Source organism: Micromonospora sagamiensis, from assembly GCF_014680085.1.
Taxonomy (GTDB): domain Bacteria; phylum Actinomycetota; class Actinomycetes; order Mycobacteriales; family Micromonosporaceae; genus Micromonospora; species Micromonospora inyonensis.
The window spans coordinates 2,164,204-2,184,583 of record NZ_AP023438.1; the positions used below are offsets into that span (position 1 = coordinate 2,164,204).

16 protein-coding genes and 2 pseudogenes are annotated in these 20,380 nt (G+C 74.8%); 8 read left to right on the forward strand and 10 right to left on the reverse strand.

The features are described 5' to 3' along the window. Nucleotides 1-85: 85 nt before the first annotated feature. From IGA62_RS09115 to IGA62_RS09125, 3 genes are all read right to left on the reverse strand, one after another. Nucleotides 86-1,642, reverse strand: a complete 1,557-nt coding sequence (locus IGA62_RS09115) for a pyridoxal phosphate-dependent decarboxylase family protein (RefSeq protein ID WP_145815419.1) — start codon at nt 1,640-1,642, stop codon at nt 86-88. Beyond that, nucleotides 1,639-3,015 (reverse strand): MFS transporter, encoded by a 1,377-nt coding sequence (locus IGA62_RS09120; RefSeq protein WP_145815418.1) that lies wholly within the window; start codon nt 3,013-3,015, stop codon nt 1,639-1,641. Before IGA62_RS09120 ends, IGA62_RS09115 begins: the two co-directional genes overlap by 4 nt. A gap of 134 nt (nt 3,016-3,149) precedes the next feature. Beyond that, a complete protein-coding gene (locus IGA62_RS09125; RefSeq protein ID WP_145815417.1) occupies nt 3,150-3,458 on the reverse strand; it encodes an MGMT family protein in 309 nt (102 codons plus the stop codon). Between the two features lie 13 nt (nt 3,459-3,471). Between IGA62_RS09125 and proB the strand changes: the two genes are divergently transcribed. The 3 genes and pseudogenes from proB to IGA62_RS09140 form a co-directional block, all read left to right on the forward strand. After that, the gene (gene proB, locus IGA62_RS09130; protein WP_145821710.1) at nt 3,472-4,629 is read left to right on the forward strand and encodes a glutamate 5-kinase; all 1,158 of its coding nucleotides are present in this window, start codon (nt 3,472-3,474) and stop codon (nt 4,627-4,629) included. Between the two features lie 94 nt (nt 4,630-4,723). Then, nucleotides 4,724-5,968: a glutamate-5-semialdehyde dehydrogenase gene (locus IGA62_RS09135; protein WP_145815416.1), complete on the forward strand. Its 1,245-nt coding sequence runs from the start codon at nt 4,724-4,726 to the stop codon at nt 5,966-5,968. Nucleotides 5,969-6,201: 233 nt separating this feature from the next. Continuing rightward, nucleotides 6,202-6,399 (forward strand): annotated as a pseudogene (locus tag IGA62_RS09140) (methyltransferase); the annotation flags it as partial. Between the two features lie 117 nt (nt 6,400-6,516). Here the strand turns inward: IGA62_RS09140 and IGA62_RS09145 are convergent. The 6 genes and pseudogenes from IGA62_RS09145 to IGA62_RS09170 all read right to left on the reverse strand — a co-directional run bounded on the left by IGA62_RS09145 (nt 6,517) and on the right by IGA62_RS09170 (nt 14,598). Continuing rightward, entirely contained in the window at nt 6,517-7,338 is an 822-nt protein-coding gene (locus tag IGA62_RS09145) for a prenyltransferase/squalene oxidase repeat-containing protein (RefSeq protein WP_186499710.1), read from the reverse strand. 136 nt (nt 7,339-7,474) lie between these two features. Continuing rightward, nucleotides 7,475-8,723, reverse strand: a pseudogene (gene moeZ / locus IGA62_RS09150) (adenylyltransferase/sulfurtransferase MoeZ). 67 nt (nt 8,724-8,790) lie between these two features. Next, complete coding sequence (locus IGA62_RS09155) at nt 8,791-9,744, reverse strand: DUF3152 domain-containing protein (RefSeq protein ID WP_145815414.1); 954 nt, start codon at nt 9,742-9,744, stop codon at nt 8,791-8,793. 82 nt (nt 9,745-9,826) lie between these two features. Continuing rightward, entirely contained in the window at nt 9,827-10,702 is an 876-nt protein-coding gene (locus tag IGA62_RS09160; RefSeq protein WP_145815413.1) for a DUF3152 domain-containing protein, read from the reverse strand. Between the two features lie 18 nt (nt 10,703-10,720). Beyond that, entirely contained in the window at nt 10,721-11,680 is a 960-nt protein-coding gene (locus tag IGA62_RS09165) for an alpha/beta fold hydrolase (RefSeq protein WP_145815412.1), read from the reverse strand. A 23-nt stretch (nt 11,681-11,703) separates the two neighbouring features. Beyond that, the gene (locus tag IGA62_RS09170) at nt 11,704-14,598 is read right to left on the reverse strand and encodes a hypothetical protein (RefSeq protein WP_190289270.1); all 2,895 of its coding nucleotides are present in this window, start codon (nt 14,596-14,598) and stop codon (nt 11,704-11,706) included. Nucleotides 14,599-14,746: 148 nt separating this feature from the next. Here IGA62_RS09170 and IGA62_RS09175 point away from each other — a divergent pair, with 148 nt between their 5' ends. Both IGA62_RS09175 and IGA62_RS09180 read left to right on the forward strand, forming a co-directional pair. After that, complete coding sequence (locus IGA62_RS09175) at nt 14,747-15,412, forward strand: TetR/AcrR family transcriptional regulator (RefSeq protein WP_145815411.1); 666 nt, start codon at nt 14,747-14,749, stop codon at nt 15,410-15,412. Nucleotides 15,413-15,476: 64 nt separating this feature from the next. Beyond that, nucleotides 15,477-15,701 carry a DUF3107 domain-containing protein gene (locus tag IGA62_RS09180; RefSeq protein WP_091452120.1) on the forward strand — a complete coding sequence of 75 codons (225 nt, stop codon included), beginning with the start codon at nt 15,477-15,479 and terminating at the stop codon, nt 15,699-15,701. A 109-nt stretch (nt 15,702-15,810) separates the two neighbouring features. On the opposite strand, the gene IGA62_RS09185 is transcribed toward IGA62_RS09180, so the two are convergent. Continuing rightward, nucleotides 15,811-16,464, reverse strand: coding sequence for a ferritin-like fold-containing protein (locus IGA62_RS09185; protein ID WP_145815410.1), 654 nt, complete (start codon nt 16,462-16,464; stop codon nt 15,811-15,813). A gap of 350 nt (nt 16,465-16,814) precedes the next feature. On the opposite strand from IGA62_RS09185, the gene IGA62_RS09190 reads away from it, so the two are divergent. The 3 genes from IGA62_RS09190 (at nt 16,815) to IGA62_RS09200 (ending at nt 20,374) form a co-directional block, all read left to right on the forward strand. Next, a complete protein-coding gene (locus IGA62_RS09190; RefSeq protein ID WP_145815409.1) occupies nt 16,815-18,494 on the forward strand; it encodes a DEAD/DEAH box helicase in 1,680 nt (559 codons plus the stop codon). Nucleotides 18,495-18,665: 171 nt separating this feature from the next. Continuing rightward, the gene (locus tag IGA62_RS09195) at nt 18,666-19,826 is read left to right on the forward strand and encodes a class I SAM-dependent methyltransferase (RefSeq protein ID WP_145815408.1); all 1,161 of its coding nucleotides are present in this window, start codon (nt 18,666-18,668) and stop codon (nt 19,824-19,826) included. 131 nt (nt 19,827-19,957) lie between these two features. Further along, nucleotides 19,958-20,374 (forward strand): helix-turn-helix domain-containing protein, encoded by a 417-nt coding sequence (locus IGA62_RS09200; RefSeq protein ID WP_091452134.1) that lies wholly within the window; start codon nt 19,958-19,960, stop codon nt 20,372-20,374. Nucleotides 20,375-20,380: the final 6 nt, after the last annotated feature.

The following is a 20,380-nucleotide window of genomic DNA, read 5'->3' on the forward strand; positions in this document are numbered from 1 at the left end:
CACCGACAGTCAACCACAGCGCTCCGGCGGCCCCCTCCGGCAACCGGCGCCACGGCCGGTCCGGGCGGGAGCCGTCCGGCGTGACTCAGTGGGTCGGACGCTGGAGCAGACCGACGAACTCGATCAACAGTCGCTCCCGCAGGGCCGGCGGCGCGGCGTTGAGCAGTGTGTTCACCGTCGCCATCCGGTCCGGAACCCCGGCCCCGCCGCCCATGCCCAGGCCGTCGGCCAGCCCGGCGACCAGGTCCGGGGTGAGCGCCTCGGGCGGCAGGCCGGACGCCATCGCCAGCAGCTCCTCCGGCAACCTGACCGGGCCAGCCGCCCGGGTCGCCGTCACCGCGTCGGCGAGGTCCTCGCGGAACTCGGCCACCCTCGGGGCCACCGAGGCGGTGACGGTCAGGTGGACGCTCGCCGGCAGCTCGCCGTACGCCATCTGCGGTTGGGTGTGCCAGCCCCGGACGGTCAGCTCGTCGACCAGGACGAAGAGATCGAGCCCCGGGTCGGTGCTGGTGAAGCAGACGACGGTGGACTCCGGTTCGGCCATCAGCCGCAACCCCTCGGTGGCCCGCACCGCCGCCGCCAGGCCGCGGACCGCCTCGACGGTACGGCCGGCCAGCTCGACGTAACCGGCGTCGCCGACGTGCCGCAGGGTGGCGTACGCGGCGGCGATCGGCCCCCCGGAGCGGGTGGAGGCGATCCCCGGGTTGATCATGGTGTAGCCGGGCCAGCCGGCGAAGGCGAAGTACTGCGGGGCGCGCAGCGCCGGATCCCGGTGCAGGAGCACCGACACCCCCTTCGGGGCGTACGCGTACTTGTGCAGGTCCACCGAGATCGAGGTGACCCCGGGCACGGAGAGGTCGAACCGGGGCACCGGCAGGCCCAGCCGACGCAGGTAGGGCAGGGTCCAGCCGCCGAAGCAGGCGTCCACGTGGCAGCGCACCCCGGACCGGGCGGCCACCTCGGCGATCCCCTCCACCGGGTCGACCACGCCGTGCGCGTACGAGGGCGCGGAGCAGGCCACCAGCACCGTCTCCGGGCGGATCGCGGCGGCCACGTCGGCCACCTCCGGGCGCAGCGTCTCCGGGGAGACGGGCACCGGGTCGAGCGCCACCCGCAGGTAGTGCGCCGCCTTGGCGAACGCCGCGTGCGCGCTGACCGGCACCACGACGCGCGGCTCGGCGATGTCCGGGCGGGCGTCCCGGGCCGCCTTCACCGCCAGGATCAGCGACTCGGTACCCCCGCTGGTGACGCTGCCCACCGCGTCCGGGGCGGCCGTGCCCGGCCCACCGCCGAGCAGCTGCACCGCCGCTGCGACCAGCGCGTTCTCCATCGCCAGCAGGGACGGGAAGGCGGTCGGGTCGAGCCCGTTGACGTGCGCGCTGCCCGCGTGCGCGGCGCTGGCCAGCTCGTCCAGGCCGGGCACCGCCGGGTCGTAGACGTAGGCGAAGAGGCGTCCGCCGTGGGTGGGCCGGTCGGCGGCCCGCAGCGCCCGGATCTCCGCGAGCACCTGCTCCGCCGGTACGCCCTGCGCCGGCAACGCCGCCGGCACCGCACCCGCCGGGTCGGTCGGAGCCGTACCCGCCGGGTCGGTCGAGATCGCGGCCGCCGGGTCGGTCGGAGCCGTACTCACGTCGTCGGTCATCGGATGATGGTCCCCTTCCGTACGCGGTCGGCGGCCCGCTCGGCGGCGGCGAGCCGCTCGGCGGTCAGGTCGTAGCGGCGCAGCAGCAGTACGGCCGGGCCGACCAGCAGCGCCGGCAGCACGGTGAAACCGAGCAGCACACCGAGGCGGGCGGTGTCGGACTGGACGGCCGCCGAGCCGGTCGCCGAGGACACGTACCCGGAGAGCTGGAGCACCAGCCCGTAGATGCCCGGACCGAGGGCCAGCCCGAAGGTCTCCCCCGCCGTCCAGAGCCCGGTGAACACGCCCGCCTGACGACGGCCGGTGCGCGCGGTGTCGTAGGCGATGCAGTCGGGAAGCATGGCCAGCGCGAAGACCTGCTGCCCGGCGTAGCCGCAACCGATCACCGCGACCAGCGGGTAGACCACGGCCGCAGGCAGCACCGGTGCGGCGACCAACGCCAACGCGCCGGCCGCGAAGAGCACCGACGCGGCGACCAGCGCGGCGCGCTTGCCGACCCGCGCGCCGACCCGCGTCCACAGCGGCATGACCAGCAGGGCGGGGCCGACGAAGCAGGCGAAGAGCAGGGTCGGCCCGGTCTCCGGCTCGACGAGGATCTGGTCGGCGAAGTAGTTGACCCCGGCGAGGATGGTCGCCACCCCGGCGGACTGCACCACGAAACAGACCAACAGCACCCGGAACGGACGGTTACGGCCGGCGACGGCGAGCTGCCTGCGCAGGGTCGGCTCGCTCTGGCCGACCTCGCCGGCCGGGGCGCCCTGGGTGCCGAGGAACGCGCCGAGCGCGCCCACCACGATCAGGACCGCGACGAACAGGCCCATCCAGCGGTGCCCGGGAACCCCGTCACCGCCGGCGGTGACCACCAGCGGCGCGAGTGCCCCGGAGACCAGGATGGCCACCGCCAGGACGGCGATCCGCCAGCTCATCAGCCGGGTCCGCTCGGCGTAGTCGCCGGTCAGCTCGGCCGGCATCGCCACGTACGGCACCTGGAAGAACGCGAACGCGGTCGCGGTGGCCAGGAAGGCGACCGCGACGTACGCCGCAGCGGCCGGGCCGGTGCCGAACGGGGCGGCGAAGATCGCGGCGAACAGCACGGCGAGGGCGATCCCGGCGAGGAGCAGGTACGGCCGGCGGGCGCCCCAGCGGGAACGGGTGCGGTCGGAGATCCGCCCCGCGACCGGGTTGACCAGCACGTCCCATGCCTTGGGCAGGAGCACCAGCAGGGCGGCCACGCCGGCCGCGACGCCCATCGTGTCGGTGAGGTACGGCAACAGCAGCAGTCCCGGCACCGTGCCGAAGGCCCCGGTCGCCAGGGACCCGAGGGCGTAGCCGAGGTGCACCCGACGGGGCAGCTCAGCCGACGGCGCGTCCATGGAGCCGAATGATACTCATTTTGTGTCGCCCGTCACGCTCCTGGGTGGGCGCGCCGGCTGGTTGCAGGGGTCCCCTGCTACCGCTTTTTGTCGAGCAGGGGACCCCTGCAACCACACAAGCCCGCGCAGAGCGCTCAATCCGCCGGCTGCCAGCCGGCGGTGGCGATGTCCACCCGGTCGCCGCGCAGCGGGGTGCCCTCGGCGCGCAGCCGGGCCCGGGCCTCCCGCTCGTGGCCGGGTGGGAGGCGGCCCGCCGCGTTGACCACCCGGTGCCAGGGCACCCCGCCGCCGTGCCGAGCCATGATCGATCCGACCAGCCGGGCCGAGGTACGACCGGAGCGCTCGGCCAGCGTGTCGGCGATCGCGCCGTACGACATCACCCGCCCCGGCGGGATCCGCTCGACCAGATCCAGCACCGCCTCGACGTACTCCTCGGGTGTCATGGCCAGCCACGATATGGGAACGGCGGCGGGCGGAGCGGGACCGACCACGCAGAATGGGCGGGTGCGCGAAGCAGTCACCACAGCCCGACGCGTCGTCGTCAAGATCGGCTCCTCCTCGCTGACCACCACCGGCGGAGGGCTGGACGACGCCCGCGTGACGGCCCTGGTGGACGCCCTCGCCACGCGGGCCGGACAGGGACGAGAGGTGGTCCTGGTCTCCTCCGGCGCGATCGCCGCCGGGCTGGCCCCGCTCGGCCTGCCCCGCCGCCCACGGGACCTGGCCACCCAGCAGGCGGCTGCGAGCGTCGGGCAGGGTCTGTTGATCGGCCGGTACGCGGCCAGCTTCGCCCGGCACGGGCTGACCGTCGGGCAGGTGCTGCTCACCGTCGACGACGTCACCCGCCGGGCGCACTACCGCAACGCGTACCGGACCCTGCGCAAGCTGCTCGACCTGCGGGCGGTGCCGATCGTCAACGAGAACGACACGGTGGCCACCGAGGAGATCCGGTTCGGCGACAACGACCGGCTGGCCGCGCTGGTGGCCGCGCTGGTCCACGCCGACCTGCTGATCCTCCTCTCCGACGTCGACGCGCTCTGGACCGGTGACCCGCGCCGGCCGGAGTCGACCCGCATCACCGAGGTACGCGGCGAGGAGGACCTCACCGGCGTGGAGATCGGCGGGGCGGGCCGGGCCGGGGTGGGCACCGGCGGCATGGTGACGAAGGTCGAGGCGGCCCGGATCGCCACCGGCTTCGGCATCCCGGTGGTGCTCACCGCCGCGCCGCTGGCCGCCGCCGCGCTGGCCGGCGAGCCGGTGGGCACCTTCTTCCACCCGGTACGCCAGCGGCCCACCGCCCGCCTCTTCTGGCTGGCCCACGCCACCTCCCCCCGGGGCCGGCTGCACCTCGACCCGGGTGCGGTGCAGGCCGTGGTCGGCCGACGCAAGTCCCTGCTTCCGGCCGGGATCACCGCCGTCGACGGCGCGTTCACCGCCGGCGATCCGGTGGACCTGGTCGACACGCAGGGCGCCCCGGTGGCCCGTGGGCTGGTCAACTACGACGCGGTGGAGCTACCCGGACTGCTCGGGCGTTCCACCTCGGAACTCGCCGCGGCGCTCGGCCCGGCGTACGAACGTGAGGTGGTCCACCGCGACGACCTGGTGCTGCTTTGACGGCGGACGGGTACGCCGGGGTGAGGTGGTTGCAGGGGTCCCCTGCTCCACAAAAAGCGGTAACAGGGGGCCCCTCCTATCAGGAAGGTGAACGATGAGCGTTACCGAGCAGGCCCGTCGGGCGCGGGAGGCGGCGGGCGCGTTGGCCGTGGCGACGCGTACCGCGAAGGACGCCGCCCTGCACGCGATGGCCGACGCGCTGGTGGCGCGTACGCCGGAGATCCTGACCGCGAACGCGGCGGACCTGGCGGCCGGGCGGGACGCCGGCCTGAGCGCGGCAGTGCTGGACCGGCTGGCGCTGGACGCGGGCCGGGTGGCCGGGATCGCCGACGCGCTGCGGCAGATGGCGGCGCTGCCCGACCCGGTCGGTGAGGTGGTACGCGGCTCGACCCTGCCGAACGGACTGGAACTGCGGCAGATCCGGGTGCCGTTCGGGGTGGTCGGGATCATCTACGAGGCCCGCCCGAACGTGACCGTGGACGCCGCCGGGATCTGCCTGAAGTCCGGCAACGCCGCGCTGCTGCGCGGGTCGTCCTCGGCCGCGCACTCGAACGCGGCGCTGGTCGCGGTCCTGCGGGACGCGGTCGCCGCAGCCGGGTTGCCGGCCGACGCGGTGCAGTTGCTCGACGCCACCTCCCGCGACTCGGTGAAGGAACTGATGCGGGCGCGGGGCCTGGTGGACGTGCTGATCCCGCGCGGCGGGGCGTCGCTGATCCGGACCGTGGTCGAGGAGTCGACGGTGCCGGTGATCGAGACCGGCGTGGGCAACTGCCACGTGTACGTGGACGCCGCAGCCGACCTGGCCAAGGCCGTCGCGATCACCGTGAGCGCCAAGACCCAGCGCCTCTCCACCTGCAACACCGCCGAGTCGCTGCTGGTGCACGCCGACGTCGCCGGCGCCTTCCTGCCGCCGGTGCTGGCGGCGTTCGCCGAGGCCGGGGTGACCGTGCACGGTGACGCGCGGGTGGCGGCGTACTCGGAAGCCGTGGTGCCGGCCACCGACGAGGACTTCGGCACCGAGTACCTGTCGGCCGACATCTCGGCCGCCGTCGTCGACTCGCTGGACGCGGCGGTCGCGCACATCCGCCGGTACGGCAGCGGCCACACCGAGGCGATCGTCACCGACTCGCAGTCGGCGGCCCGGGAGTTCGTGGCCCGGGTCGACTCGGCGGCGGTGATGGTGAACGCGTCGACCCGGTTCACCGACGGGGGCGAGTTCGGCTTCGGCGCGGAGATCGGCATCTCCACGCAGAAGCTGCACGCGCGGGGACCGATGGGGCTGCCCGAGCTGACCAGCACCAAGTACGTCGTCACCGGCGACGGCCACCTGCGCGGCTGACCGCGTACCCGGTCGGGGCCGTCGGCGCGTCGGCCCCGACCGGATACAGCCGGCCGGGCCGGGGCCGCTGGACAGAACAGCAACGGGCGATCACCTCACGGATGGTGTCCGGGCAGTCGACACGCCGACACGGGCTATCGGGTTCCCGGCTGTTCTGGGAGGCGATGTACTCCACCTCGGCGTTCACCGGACGAGCGCTCGGTGGGGCGTACGACTTCGGCGCGCGCCACCGGCTGCTCAACGACGAGCGGACCGGCCCGCCAGCCGCGGCCCTGATGGGCATGACCATGCTCGTCGAGACCGAGGGTGGCCGGAACTACTCCGGTGCCGAGTACGCCGCCTGGCTGACCGATGCCGGCTTCACCGGCGTCCGGACGATCGCGTTCGACGCGCCGGGGGCCAACGGCGCGGTGGTGGCCCGCCGGCCCTGAGCCGCTCGGCTCCCAGGTGTGTGCAGGGGTCCCCTGTTACCGCTTAATGAGTAACAGGGGACCCCTGCACACACCCAAGCCGGGCACACCCAGGCCGGGCTCACCCGCAGGCCCGGCTCACCGGAAGGCGCGGATCACCGCGAGCGTGGTGTGCACGTTGAAGTGGTGGCCGTCGTCGCTGTTCCAGCCGCCGTCGGTGCGTTGGGTGGCGGCGAGCCGGTGGCGGGCGGCCACCAGCGTCCACTCCGCCGCCGGCACGTCCACCCGGCGCAGGGTCGCCGCCAGCCAGGCCGCGTCCGCCGGGGACAGGTCGCGCATCCGCTCGTCGAGCACCGCCCGGATCCGGGCCGCCTCGTCGTACGCCTGCTGGAGGTGCAGTACGGCGGCGCTGAGCCAGCCCGCCGGCAGGTACGACGGCCACGTGCCGTCGGGGGCGAGCCCGTCGGTCAGGGCGCGGGCGGCGGCGTGCACGACGCCGGCGTACGCCCCGCCGACCCGGTCGTCGAGCGGGCCGGCGGCCCGGGCGTCCAGACCGGCGACGCTGAGCCAGAAGGCGGCGTTGGCGGTGAGGTGGTACCGCGCCTCCGGATCCCCGGGACGGGCCCAGGCCGGGGCGGTGTCGGTCAGCGCCGGGTCCTCCTCCCACCAGCCGTCGCGCTGCTGCCGGGCGGCAAGCCAGTCCAACGCCTTCCGGGCGGCCGGGCGGCCGAGCGCACCGAGGTCGTCCAGCTCGCCGAGGCGGAAGCAGGTCGCGTCCACCGAGGCGACGTCGCCCGCCCACACCGCCGGCCAGCCGCCGTCGGGCGTCTGGCCGACCTCTGCCCAGTCCAGGGTCTCCGGCGCGGGTGGCGTTCGGGTGCACAGCCAGCTGAGCCGGGCGCGCTCCACCGCGTCACCGTGCGCCATGACGAAGCCGATGGCGGCGTCCAGATCGACCACGACGACGACGCTACCGAGCCCGGCCGGGTTGCACCTCGGTAGCTCGGCCGAGGAAACCCAGCTGGCGGGGGTACGCCGGCCGGGGCGGACATGTTAGAAGGGGCCCCGCCACCGGGCGGGGCCCCTTCCGGGCGACTCAGTACGCGGGCAGCGAGGGATCGATCTGCTTGATCCAGGAGAGCACGCCACCCTGGACGTGCACCGCGTCGGTGAACCCGGCCGCCTTCAGCGCGGCGAGCGCCTCGGCGGAGCGGACGCCGGACTTGCAGTGCAGCACGATCTGCCGGTCCTGCGGGAACCGCGACAGCGCCTCGCCGGAGAGGATCTCGCCCTTGGGGATCAGGGTGGCCCCGGGGATGCGGACGATCTCGTACTCGGCCGGCTCCCGCACGTCGACCAGGAAGACGTCCTTGCCGGCGTCCTGCCACTCCTTCAGCTCCACCGCGGTGATGGTCGCGTCGACCACCGCCTCCTGCGCCTCGACCGAGACCGCGCCGCAGAAGTCCTCGTAGTCCTCCAGGAGATCGGTGACGGTCGGGTTCTCGCCGCAGAGGACGCAGTCCGGGTCCTTCCGGACCTTGATCTTGCGGTAGCTCATCTCCAGGGCGTCGTAGACCATCAGCCGGCCGACCAGCGGCTCGCCGATGCCGGCGAGCAGCTTGATCGCCTCGTTGACCTGGATCGAGCCGATGGACGCGCAGAGCACGCCGAGCACGCCGCCCTCGGCGCAGGAGGGGACCATGCCGGGCGGCGGGGGCTCCGGGTAGAGGCAGCGGTAGCAGGGACCGTGCTCGGCCCAGAACACCGACGCCTGGCCGTCGAACCGGTAGATCGACCCCCAGACGTACGGCTTGCCGAGCAGCACCGCCGCGTCGTTGACCATGTACCGGGTGGCGAAGTTGTCGGTGCCGTCGACGATCAGGTCGTACCGGGAGAAGATGTCCCGGACGTTCTCCCGGTCCAGCGCGGTGTTGTGGATCTCGACGGTGACCAGCGGGTTGATCTCGCGGACCGTGGCGGCGGCGGACTCGGCCTTGGAGCGGCCGACGTCGGACTGGCCGTGGATGACCTGGCGCTGGAGGTTGGACTCGTCCACCGTGTCGAAGTCGATGATGCCGAGGGTCCCCACGCCGGCCGCGGCCAGGTACATCAGGGCGGGCGAGCCGAGGCCGCCCGCGCCCACACAGAGCACCCGGGCGTTCTTCAGCCGCTTCTGCCCCTCCACCCCGACGTCGGGGATGATCAGGTGGCGCGAGTAGCGGCGGATCTCGTCAACGGTCAGCTCGGCGGCGGGCTCGACGAGCGGGGGCAACGACACGGTGGACTCCCCGGGATCGGCGTTGGTTGCCGCGCCATTGTTGCTCGCCGGACCGCCGGTCGGCCATGAGGAGCGACACGCGCCCGACATGCGGGAGCGGGAATATCCCGAGGCCGCGTCCGCCGGTCGCGGATTCAGGGGACGAGGTCACCGGCGTACCGGCGGCCGTCGAGGTACGGCCAGGCGTTGGCGACGCAGCCGGCCAGGCCGTAGGTCTGCTGCTGCATCACCGGGGCGGGTCGGCCGGGGCCGGGGCAGGCCTCGTGCAACTCGCCGAACTCGTGCCCGACCTCGTGGTTGATCACGTACGCCTGGTAGACGGCGAGCGGCGCGGCGTAGTCCGGCACCGCGGTGAGCCACCGGTCCAGGTTGATGATCACCTTTCCGGGTAGCCGGCAGGAGGTGTAGCCGGCGGTGTGCAGGCCCCCCTCGGCGCACATCCGCTCCGACGTGAAGGAGGTGGCCAGGTAGACGGTGAAGTCGGCGGCCTCCGCCCCGGCGACCCGCTGCACCCGCAGTTCACCGGAGGCGATCCAGCTGCGGGGATCGGCCAGCGTCGCGTCGACGGCGGCGGCGAATACGGCCGGGTCCTGCCCGGTGCCGGCCTCCACGCCGACCCGGTAGCGGTGGACCGGACCGCCCGTGCCGGCCACCGGCGATCCGCCCGCCACCGCCACGAAACGCCCGGATCCCCGCTCGACGGGCGCGGCCGAGCGCTGGTCGTCCGTCTCCGACGGCGGTTCCGGCACCGGCCCGTGCGCCCCCGTCTCCGGGCCGGAGTACGCCCCGGCACCGCCCGTCGGCGCCACCGTGCCGGGAGCGGTCGGTGTGGCGGACCGGACCAGGACCAGCGTCGCCACCCCGGCCACCAGCAGGGCGGCCAGCGCGACGGGGCGGACCCGTCGGCGTCCGGCACCCGCCACCGGCCCGGACGCCCCGACGGGCGGACCACCGGCCGGGCCGGCACACTCCGGCGAGGGGCCGGCGGAGCCACCGGACGCGCGGGACAGCGGGTCGGCGGTGCCGCCGTACCGGCGGGTGGGGACGGCAGCGGGACCGGGCCGGTCGGAAGCGGCGGAGGGTCGCATACCAGCAGCGTGCCCCGCCAACCGGGCAGAAAGCCCCGTTTCCGCGAAAACCCCTCACATGTGGTCGCCGACGACCGGTGGGTCAGAGCCGGGGGCCCGCGTACCGCCGGCCGTCGAGGTAGGGCCACGGGTTCGCGACGCACCCCTTCAGGAAGAGCGTCTGCTGCATCATCACCGGCGCCGGCCGCCCCGGCTTCGGGCAGCGCTCGTGCCGGTACCCCAGCTCGTGACCGACCTCGTGGTTCACCACGTACGCCCGGTAGGCCGTCAACGGCACCCCGGCACCGACGAAGTGCGGCACCGACGTCCGCCACCGGTCGAGGTTGATGATCACCTTCCCCGGTGCCCGGCAGGAGGTGTACGGCCGGCCACCGACCCGGATGTTCACCCCACCCGCCGCGCACATCGTGCCCGCCGTCCGGGGGGTCGCCAGGTGGATGGTGAAGTCGTGCGGCGCGTTCCCCGGCACCCGTTGCAGGCGGAGCCGTCCACTGCCGATCCAGCTGCCCGGGGTGGCGAGCACCTGTTCCACCTCGGTGCCGAACGTCCGGGCGTCCTCCCCGGAGCCCGCCTCCACCGCCACCCGGTAGCGGCGCAGGGTGCCGGCGCGGCCCAGCAGCTCACCCGGGCGGTCGTCGTAGCCGAAGGTGCCCCGCCCGGTCGACGGCACCGGACCCGGCATCCGCAGCAGCGGCGGGGACGCGGTGACGGACGACGACGGGACCGGCGCGGCGAGCGGGGCGGCCGGAGCGGTGCCCGATCCGGCCGTGGCTGACCCGGTCACGGCCGGCACGGTGCCGGCCGATGTCGTGCCGGCCGATGTCGTTCCGGCCGGTTGGGTGCCGGACCGGGCGGGCAACACGGCCGTGACGACCGCGACCACGACCGCGGCCGCCGACGCGGCCAGAGCGTAGGCGTTCCACAGTGGACGTCGGGGGTGGGAGGACGGGGAGGTCATCCCGCTCAGCGTGCCACGTCACCCCGGGTCGCGCACGGGCGCCACGTCGTCGAGAAGTCCCAGCACCGCGCGGGCGACCGTCCGGGGCAGCTCCATCTGCGCCACGTGCCCGGCGTCGAGCATCAGCAGCCGGCTGTCCGGGATCACCCGGGCCGTCTGCGGCGCCACCCGTACGTCGACCAGCCGGTCGTGCCGTCCGCCGATCACCAGCGTCGGGGCCTGGACCGCGCGGGCCATCCGCCACAGTGACCTCGACCCCGGCAGGTACGACCGCAGGAAACAGGAGACGATGCCGCGGAACGTCCGCACGTACGCCGCAGCGTGGTGCGCGGTCTGGTGCCGGAGACGGATCTCCTCCAGCGCCTCCCGGCGTCGCTGCTCCCCGATCCGGCTCAGGTCGGCGATGCACGCCTCCATCGCCTGCTGGGCCATCACCTCGGGGGCCAGCTGGGCCAGCCGCCAGGCGGCCAGCCGTTCGCCCCGGGGGATCGCCAGCAGGGGAAGCATCCGCCCCTGCAACGAGCGGCGGAAGTCGAGGAAGGGCAGGGCCGGCGAGATCAGCGTCAGCGTCCGGACCAGCTCGGGCCGGAGCGCGGCCACCTGGACCGCCACCGCTCCGCCCAGCGAGTTGCCGAACAGGTGCACCGGACCACGGTCGGAGACCTCGATCCAGCGGACGATCCGGTCCGCGAAGGCATCGATCGTGTAGCGGTGGCCCGGATCGCTGAGACCGAAGCCGGGCAGGTCGACGGCCTGCCCGGCCAGGCGGCCGGCGAGCAGCCCGGCCAGGTCCGTCCAGTTCTGCGCCGACCCGGCCAGGCCGTGCACGTAGAGCGCCGGTTCCGCGTCCGGGGCGGTCGCCGGGGTGTCCCGGACGTGGATCCTCGTGCCGTCGAGAAGCACCGACCGACCGGGCCACGGCGGTGGGATCCGGTCGGCCGGGAGAAGATCGTCCGGGCCGAGCGTCGCGGGCTTCATGCTTCCAGTCTGCCCCCGGACACTCAGGTCAGCAGCGCTTCCAATCGACGGTTGACCGCCGCGAGAGTGGCCCGGACCACGGCCTGCCGGGGGTCGCCGCCGGAGACCAGCGCCGAACCGGCGAGCTGCTCGACCCAGCCGTCACAGACCAGCAGGACGACCACCGTGGCCACCTCGCAGGTGCCGAAGGGCACCACGGCGGCGTGCTCGACGAAGCACCGTCCACGCCCCGCGCCGGCCACCCGGAGCAGCTCGTCGACGGCCGCCGCGGCGGCCACCGCGCAGAGGCGCAGGACGTACCCGTCGACAGCCGGCCCGACGGCACGCCCGGAGGCGTTACGCGCGCCGGCCAGCAGGCGCACCTCGACGTCGGCGTCGAGACCGAAGGTGCTGACCTGCACGTGGTCGATCACCACCCGGGGACCGGGGACACCGCCGGTGTCCAGCGGCCGGGACGGCGCGGTCTCCGTCGTGGTCCGCTGCGCCCCCGAGTACGAGGCGGCCAGCGTCGCCGGGCTCCCGGTGGCCGCCACGGGGCTCCCGGTGGCCGCGCCACCGAAGGCGGCCCAGGGGGTGGGCTGTTCCTCCACGCTGGCCCGCCCCCGGGGGGTGCCGGGTTGCCGGCGGCGACGGCGTACGTCGGCCGGCACCTCGGCCCGGCCCTCCGGCGGGGGCGCGATCCGGCGGCGCACCGGCGGTTCGGGCGTGGGCACCGTGCCGGGCACGTCCTGTGGCGCGGCGGCCAGGCCCATCCGCTCCTGGAGCAGGCGGGCGACCATACGGCTCACCTCGGCCGCGTCCGCGCCGTCCGCGAGGTCGAGCCGGAGGCTGTGCGCACCGGCCGCGGTGCGGCGCAGTGACGCGTCGCGCACCCCGGCCACGCCCCGGACCGCGTCGAGGATCGCGTTGACGTCGAACCCCTCGGGGCGCTCCTGCGGGGGCGGTGCCGGTTCGTCCTCCCGCCGCAGGTGGGTGGCGATGCGGGCGAGTTCGGGGGTCTGGGCGGGGGGCTCCACGGCTGGCGGCTCCGGCACGACGGGCACGTCCGGCTCGGCGGGTACGCGCTGGGGCAGCACCACCGGCCTGCCGCCCGGATGGCGGTCGGCGGCGGTGGACGGAGCCGGGGACACCGGGTCGGGCGCGGATCGACGAGCCGTGTACAGGGATGCGCTCGCCGGGGCGGGCGCGGATGGGATGGGGTCGACGCGCCCGGCACCGCTCGTGGCGGATGCCCCGAGGGGACCGGCACCGGCGCGGTCCGGGTGGTGACCGGGCGGCGGGGCCGACGGGGGATGGTCGGCCTCGGCCGCCTCGGGCCGGAGCCGGAAGGGCCGGACGGTGCGGTTCTCGGGACGGACGCCGGACGGCTCCGTCGGGTCGGTCGGGGAGGGCGCGGGCGGGGCGCTGGACGGCACCGGCGGGGCGCTGGACGGCGCGGACGCCGGGCGCCCGGGCGCCCACGCGGTCTGGTCCACCGGCGGGTACGGCCGGCGTGGTTCCGCCTCCGGCTCGTAGGAGCGTCGTCCGCCGGACCGGTACGGCGCACCGGCGTCCGGTGCGGACAGCCGTGCGCCACCGGCCTCGGCGGACCGGTACGGCGTGCCCGCCTCGGCCGACGAGACACGCACGCCCCCGGCCTCGGCCGTGGGTGTCGGGCCGGGCTCGGTCCGGGCCGCCCGACCGGAGCTGGGCTCCGTCGACGGCGTTGCCGGACCGTAGGTCGACGGCGTCCCGGGGACGGCGGAGTCGGTCGACGGTGTTCGGGTGGGGTCGGGGAGGCGACGTGACTCGGGCTCCCGGGCCTCGGACGGTGGGGGCGCCCAAGCCGGTGGCACGTCCTCGCGGGGCCGTTCCTCCCGGGGCCACCGGCCGGTCGGCTCGTCCTCCTCGCGGTGCCGCTCGGCGCGGGAACGCCGGCCGCCGCCTCCCTCGCGGGACCACGGCGGCGCCCAGCCACCCCCGGCCCAGCTCGGGCGCTCCGGGTCGGTGGGCGCGTTCCAGGGCCGGCGCTCGGCGTCGACTCCGACGTCGGACGGTGACGGACCAGCCGGCCCGGGCTCGGCCGGATACGGATCGGCCGGCTCGCCCCAGGTCGGAGAGGCGGGCGGGGCGGCGCCCCGGCTCGGACCGTCAGGGCGATCCACCGGAGACGGCGGCGGAGGCGGTGCGTCGAACCCGACGGGCGACTGGGCCGGGGGCACCGATGTCGGGCGGACCCCCTCGGCCCGGCGCTCCGCGGGCGTGGCGGAGGGCTCGTCCGAGGCGTGCCGCGCCGAGCGGCCCTCCGGGGGGAGCACCGGGTGCCCGCCGGTGGGGTGGCGCAGCGTCTCCGCGTCCACCGTCGGGTGCGTCGTCGGCCCACCGGTCTCCACCACGGGATACCCGCCGGTCGGGTGGCGGACGGCGGTGTCGTCCGAGGGCACCACCGGCTGCCCGCCGGTCGGATGGCGGAGGGCGGCGGCCTCCCGCCCCGGCTCGCCGGTCTGCTCCCGTGCGGGCGCGGGCCGCTGCGCCGGGACGGCGAGCCGACCGTGGTCGGGATCACGCGGCTCCCCGGCCAGGCCGGGAGGCGCGCTGACCGGCACCTGTCGCGCGCCGGGGGCCTCGTCGCGGTGGGCGTGACCGTTGAGCCGCCGGCCGTTGACCCGGCTCGGCAGTTCACTCAGCTCGTCGACACCGGGCAGCGGGGCGGGCAGGTCGCCGTGCTGCGACGACGACGTGGCCCAGCCGTGGCCCGGGTCGGAGGGACGCCACTGGGTACGGGCCGGTTCCCCCCGGGACCCGCCGTCGGCGGCACGGGACCAGCCGGCGCCCGACGGCGCCCATGCGCTGGCCGAGTGAGCCAGGTCATCCTGCTGACCCGTCCCATCGCCGTGCTCTCCCGGGGTGGCGGCACCGGGTTGCCCTGTTTCATCCACCGCGCGCTCCTTGGTCGCCCCCGCTGAGGCTACCGTGTGGTGACAGTGGCGATAAGTTACAGCGGCGGGCCAAATTCCTCGGCGGGGCGAGTGACCCGACCGGTTCGGGTAGGAAGTACCAGCTCGTACGACGAACTCGGAGGTTCCCATGACAGCTGTGGGGAACGGCTCACAGACGGCCGGCCGTCCCACGCGCCTGCCACGGTCGGCGCGGCGCAGGCAGCTGCTCGCGGCGGCGCAGGAGGTGTTCGTCGCGCAGGGTTACCACGCGGCGGCGATGGACGACATCGCCGAGCGGGCCGGGGTCTCGAAGCCCGTTCTCTACCAGCACTTCCCGGGGAAGCTCGAGCTCTACCTCGCCCTGCTGGACACCCACTGCGACGCGATCGTGGCCAAGGTGCACGAGGCGATGCGCGAGACCAGCGACAACAAGGAGCGGGTCGGCGGGGCGGTCCGGGCGTACTTCGACTTCATGGACCACGAGAGCGAGGCGTTCCGCCTGGTCTTCGAGTCCGACCTGCGCAACGACCCGGCCGTCCGGCAGCGGGTGGAGCGGGTCGAGCAGGGCTGCATCGCGGCGATCACCGACACGATCATCTCCGACACCGGGGTCAGCCGGGCGCACGCCGAGCTGCTCGCGTCCGGGTTGGTGGGGGCGGCGGAGACCGCCGCGCAGTTCTGGCTCGCCGGCGGGCGGCAGGTGCCGAAGGCGGAGGCGGAGGCACTGCTCGCCGCCCTCTCCTGGCGTGGCATCGCCAGCTTCCCGCTCCAGGGGGAGCCGGCGACGGGGGCGGAGCAAACCGAGTCACCGTGACCATCGCCCGCCCGGATCGGCTAGCCTTCCGAGGGCGGTCGTTTCGCCCGGATGAGGAGGCACAGTGGAGGTCAAGATCGGCGTGCAGTACGCGCCCCGCGAGCTGGTCATGGAGAGCGCGCAGTCGCCGGCCGAGATCGAGCAGATCGTGACCGACGCCATCGCCGGCGACGGGACGCTCTCGCTGACCGACGAGAAGGGCCGGCGGGTCATCGTGCCGGTCAGCAAGCTCGCCTACGTGGAGATCGCCGAGGCCGCGCCGCGGTCGGTCGGGTTCACCGTCCGCTGACGGTCGGGTCCACCGCCCGCCGGACCACCCGGGTCGCCGCGGCAGGTGCCGGAAGCTCACCTGCCGCGGACCGGCCCCGTACCACCCCGATTCCGCGCACCACCGCCGCTCAGTTGTTGAGTCCGACCGCGGCCATCCGCTCGGTGTGGGCGGCGGTCAGCCGCCGGAACAGCTTCTGCGCGTCCCCGGCCCCGTCCCGGACGATCAGGCCGGTCAGCGCGCCCCGGTCGGCGGCGGCCACCCGGCCCGCCTGGGAGAGCCCCTCCCCCACCAGCCGCCGCGCCCACATGGAGAGCCGGTTGGCGACCCGGGGGTCCGCCTCGATCGCCGCCCTGATCTCGGCGGCCGCGAAGTCGGCGTACCGGGACTCGTGCAGCACGTCGAGGACCAACTGCCGGTCCGGCTCGGCCAGCGCCTCGGCGATCTCCCGGATGAAGTCGTCGGCGACGGCGTCCCCGACGTACGCCTTGGTCACCGCCTCCAGCCAGTCCTTCGGTTCGGTCGAGTCGTGGTACGCCTGCAACGCCGTCACGTACGGCGCCATCGCGTCGTCGGGCAGCGCGCCCAGTTCGGTGAGCCGGTCGGCGAGCCGCCGGTAGTTGGCCATCTCCGCCGCGGCCATGGCGCTGAGTTCCGCCCGGCGCCGCAGATCGGGGGCGAGCCGGGCGTCGGCGGCCATCCGGTCGAAGGCGAACAGCTCGCCGAGGGCCACCAGGCCGAGCAGATCGACGACGGCGGACGGGGGTGCGGGGGCGGCGGACACGAGCGCAGGTTACCCGTCGGCGGAGTGCGGCGTGGGGCAGCTGATCACGGATTCCCGAACCGGAGTTATTGTGACCTGGATCACAAGGCGGACCCCCGAGTGCGCCACCGCCCGCGCAGATCAGGACGACATCCCGGTTAACCAGCTAGTATGGGGCAGTTGCCGTGGGCGCCGTTCTGATGTTCGCCCGCCGCAGGTGCGGCCGTCGATCCGGCTGGACGTCCTGCCCACGGCGCGCGTGCGGCCCGGTCCGGCACGGCGTTCCGCCGCCGACCGTGTGGCCCGCGCCATACCGAACGCGCCCTGAAGACATGACGGGGCGCACCACGAGAGGGCACCCCCAACACCACATGAGCGAACAGAATCTCCACACGGACGGCCAGGAACTGGCCCCCACAGACCTCGTGATCGACGGCCAGGAACTGGCCCCGACGGCTCCGGTTCGCCCGGAGGCACCGACCTTCGCCGAACTGGGCGCGCGGCAGGAGACCGTCGAGGCGCTCGCCGCCGCCGGCATCACCCGCGCCTTCGCCATCCAGGAGTACGCGCTGCCGATCGCGCTGCGCGGCACCGACCTGATCGGTCAGGCGCCGACCGGCACCGGCAAGACCCTCGGCTTCGGCGTCCCGCTGCTCGAGCGGGTCTTCGCGCCCGGTGAGGGCAGCGACGGCGTGCCGCAGGCGCTGGTCGTCGTACCGACCCGTGAGCTGGGCATCCAGGTGGCGAAGGACCTCGCCGCCGCAGGTCGTACCCGGAACGTGCGGGTGCTGCCGATCTACGGTGGCGTCGCGTACGAGCCGCAGATCGACGCGCTGCGCAAGGGCGTCGAGATTCTCGTCGGCACCCCGGGCCGCCTGCTCGACCTGGCCAAGCAGAAGCACCTCCGGCTCGACCGGGTGCACGCCCTGGTGCTGGACGAGGCCGACCGGATGCTCGACCTGGGCTTCCTCGACGACGTCGAGAAGATCCTGTCGATGCTGCCGGAGGACCGGCAGACCATGCTCTTCTCGGCCACCATGCCGGACCCGATCGTCACCCTCTCCCGGCGCTTCCTGCGCCGGCCGGTCACGATCCACGCCGGGCACACCGCCGAGACCGGCCCGTCGCCGCAGACCCAGCAGCTCGCGTACCGCACCCACTCGATGAACAAGATCGAGATCGTGGCCCGGATCCTCCAGGCGGAGGGGCGCGGCCTGACCATGATCTTCACGCGGACCAAGCGGGCTGCCGACCGGGTCGCCGAGGACCTCGACTTCCGGGGCTTCGCGGTGGCCGCCGTCCACGGCGACCTGGGACAGGGCGCGCGGGAGCGGGCCCTGCGGGCGTTCCGCGCCGGCAAGATCGACACGTTGGTCGCCACCGACGTCGCCGCGCGCGGCATCGACGTCAGCGGCGTCACCCACGTGATCAACTATGACTGCCCGGAGGACCAGGACACCTACACCCACCGGATCGGCCGGACCGGCCGGGCCGGCGCGACCGGGGTGGCGGTGACCTTCGTCGACTGGGACGACATGCCGCGCTGGCGGATCATCGACAAGACCCTCGGGCTGGACATGCCCGAGCCGCCGGAGACGTACCACACCTCCGCCCACCTCTACACCGACCTGGGCATCTCCACCGAGATGACCGGCACCCTGCCCACCGCCGAGCGGACCCGGGCCGGGCTCTCCGCCGAGATCGAGGAGGACCTCGGCGGTGGCCGCCGCCGGGGCGGTGAGACCGGCCGGCGCGGCGGCAACGACCGCCCGCGCCGATCCCGCCAGCGCGGCTCCGAAGCCGCGCCGGCGACCGAGGCCGTGGCGAGCGAGGCCGTAGCGAGCGAGGAGGAGACCTCCCGCACCCCGCGCCGTCGGCGTCGTCGTCGGGCCGGAGAGGTGATCACCGATGGTGCGCCGACCGCCGTGATCACGGACGACACCGCCGGCAGCGCCGCCGCCGAGGGCGAGGCGAAGCCCCGTCGGCGTCGCCGCCGCCGCAGTGGCGCCGGCGCCACCACCGGTACGCCCGCCGAGGCGATCGCGGACTGACCCGGCACGCGCCGACACGTCCCCCGCACCGGTCCGCCGGTGCGGGGGACGTTCACGTCCGGCCGCCAGGTGGGAGCACCGGACCCACGCCGGCCGGGCACCGGCGGGACAGCCGATCCGTCCGGACGGGCCGCCGGGTGGGACCGGTGGGCCGGCGAGGATGATGGACCGATGCCCGTACCGCTCGACGACGCCCTCACCGACCTCCGGGCCCTGCTGCTCGGCCCCACCCTGACCAGGGCCGTCGCCGCCGGACGACGCCGCGGGCAGCACCCCTCGGTGGTGCGCGCCGAACTGCGGCCGGTAGCCCTGAAGGCCGGCCCCCGGCTCCAGATCTCCACCTCCGACGGGAACCGCCCGTACACCCGCAACGTCGCCCCCGGCCCGGAGGCGGACGAAGCCGTCGACGCGCTGCTGGCCGAGCCGTTCGGCAACTGGCACGTGGAGACCACCGACGCGACCGTCCAGCTCCGGGTGACCAAGTCCGGCGAGGCGCAGGTGCACCGGGCCGCCGCCGCCCGCCCCGCCGCCGCGTCCGACGGTCACGACCGGGAGAAGGAGTACCTGCTCGACCCGGGTGACCCGATCTTCGCCGAGATCGGTGGTTCGGCGGCCAAGCGCCGACAGGTGGACGCCTTCCTCCGCGCCCTCGCCGCCACCCTCCCCGACGAGCTGACCGGGCCGCTGCGCGTGGTCGACCTGGGCTGCGGGAACGCCTACCTCACCTTCGCCGCGTACCGCTACCTGACCCGGTGCGGGCTCGACGTGGAACTCGTCGGCGTGGACGTCCGGGAGGACCAGCGGCAACGCAACACCGCTCTCGCCGAGCGGCTCGGCTGGGCCGGACGGGTCCGGTTCGTCGCCGGCACCATCCTCGACGCCGAGGTCGACCCGGCCCCCGACCTGGTGCTGGCGTTGCACGCCTGTGACACGGCCACCGACGAGGCGCTGGCCCGGGCGGTCCGGTGGCAGGCCCGTTGGGTGCTCGCCGCCCCGTGCTGTCACCACGACCTCGCCGCGCAGCTGCGGGCCCGACCCGCCCCGGCCCCGTACGAGCTGCTCACCCGGCAGGGCATCCTGCGGGAACGCTTCGCCGACGTGCTGACCGACGCGCTCCGGGCCGGTCTGCTCCGGTTGCACGGCTACCGGGCCGAGGTGGTGGAGTTCGTCGACTCCCGCCACACTCCCCGGAACCTGCTGATCCGCGCCCGTCGCACCACCACGGCGGCCAGCGACGACCAGCACGCCGACTACCGCGCCCTGGTGGCGCAGTGGCAGGTCACGCCCCGCCTGGAGCAGCTCCTCGACGACGGCGGCCGCGCGGCCGGTTGACCCCGGCAGCGATCGCCGGGTGACGAATCGGGGTGACCAGCCGGGCGATCGGGCGGTCACCCACCCCGCTGGTGGTATTACCCTCAAGGGCGCACCGTCCGGTGCAACCCACCGGAAAGGGACACCCGACCATGGGCTCCGCAGAGGTTTCGCCGCAGATGGCCTTCGCGCGTTTCGTCCGGCGGGCCATCGACGACGCCCGCCGGGAGCGCGGGTGGACCGTCACCGACCTGGCCGCGCACACCGGGGTGGGCCGGTCCACGATCTTCCGCTGGCTGGCCGGCGACTGGCAGGACTACCCCGAACTGGCCAAGGTCCGGGGTTTCTGTGCCGCCCTGGACGTGCCGGTCACCGCGGCGTTCCGGGCGCTCGGCCTGCCCGACGGCGCTCCGGCGGCCCGACCCCGCGCCGACGACGCCCCGGTCGAGGCGGACGTCCGGGTGATCCTCGACCGGCTGGCCGACCCGACCGTGCCGGCCGAGGAGAAGCACCAGATCCGGGACCTGCTGCGGTACCTCGCCCACCGGCCCGCCCGCCGGGCGGGCTGAGCCCCG

Coding starts and splice junctions, on each gene's coding strand:
- IGA62_RS09115 (WP_145815419.1), bottom strand. CDS start 1,642: ATGACCGACGACGTGAGTACGGCTCCGACCGACCCGGCGGCCGCGATC.
- IGA62_RS09120 (WP_145815418.1), bottom strand. CDS start 3,015: ATGGACGCGCCGTCGGCTGAGCTGCCCCGTCGGGTGCACCTCGGCTAC.
- IGA62_RS09125 (WP_145815417.1), bottom strand. CDS start 3,458: ATGACACCCGAGGAGTACGTCGAGGCGGTGCTGGATCTGGTCGAGCGG.
- proB (WP_145821710.1), top strand. CDS start 3,472: ATGGGAACGGCGGCGGGCGGAGCGGGACCGACCACGCAGAATGGGCGG.
- IGA62_RS09135 (WP_145815416.1), top strand. CDS start 4,724: ATGAGCGTTACCGAGCAGGCCCGTCGGGCGCGGGAGGCGGCGGGCGCG.
- IGA62_RS09155 (WP_145815414.1), bottom strand. CDS start 9,744: ATGCGACCCTCCGCCGCTTCCGACCGGCCCGGTCCCGCTGCCGTCCCC.
- IGA62_RS09160 (WP_145815413.1), bottom strand. CDS start 10,702: ATGACCTCCCCGTCCTCCCACCCCCGACGTCCACTGTGGAACGCCTAC.
- IGA62_RS09165 (WP_145815412.1), bottom strand. CDS start 11,680: ATGAAGCCCGCGACGCTCGGCCCGGACGATCTTCTCCCGGCCGACCGG.
- IGA62_RS09175 (WP_145815411.1), top strand. CDS start 14,747: ATGACAGCTGTGGGGAACGGCTCACAGACGGCCGGCCGTCCCACGCGC.
- IGA62_RS09190 (WP_145815409.1), top strand. CDS start 16,815: ATGAGCGAACAGAATCTCCACACGGACGGCCAGGAACTGGCCCCCACA.
- IGA62_RS09195 (WP_145815408.1), top strand. CDS start 18,666: ATGCCCGTACCGCTCGACGACGCCCTCACCGACCTCCGGGCCCTGCTG.
- IGA62_RS09200 (WP_091452134.1), top strand. CDS start 19,958: ATGGGCTCCGCAGAGGTTTCGCCGCAGATGGCCTTCGCGCGTTTCGTC.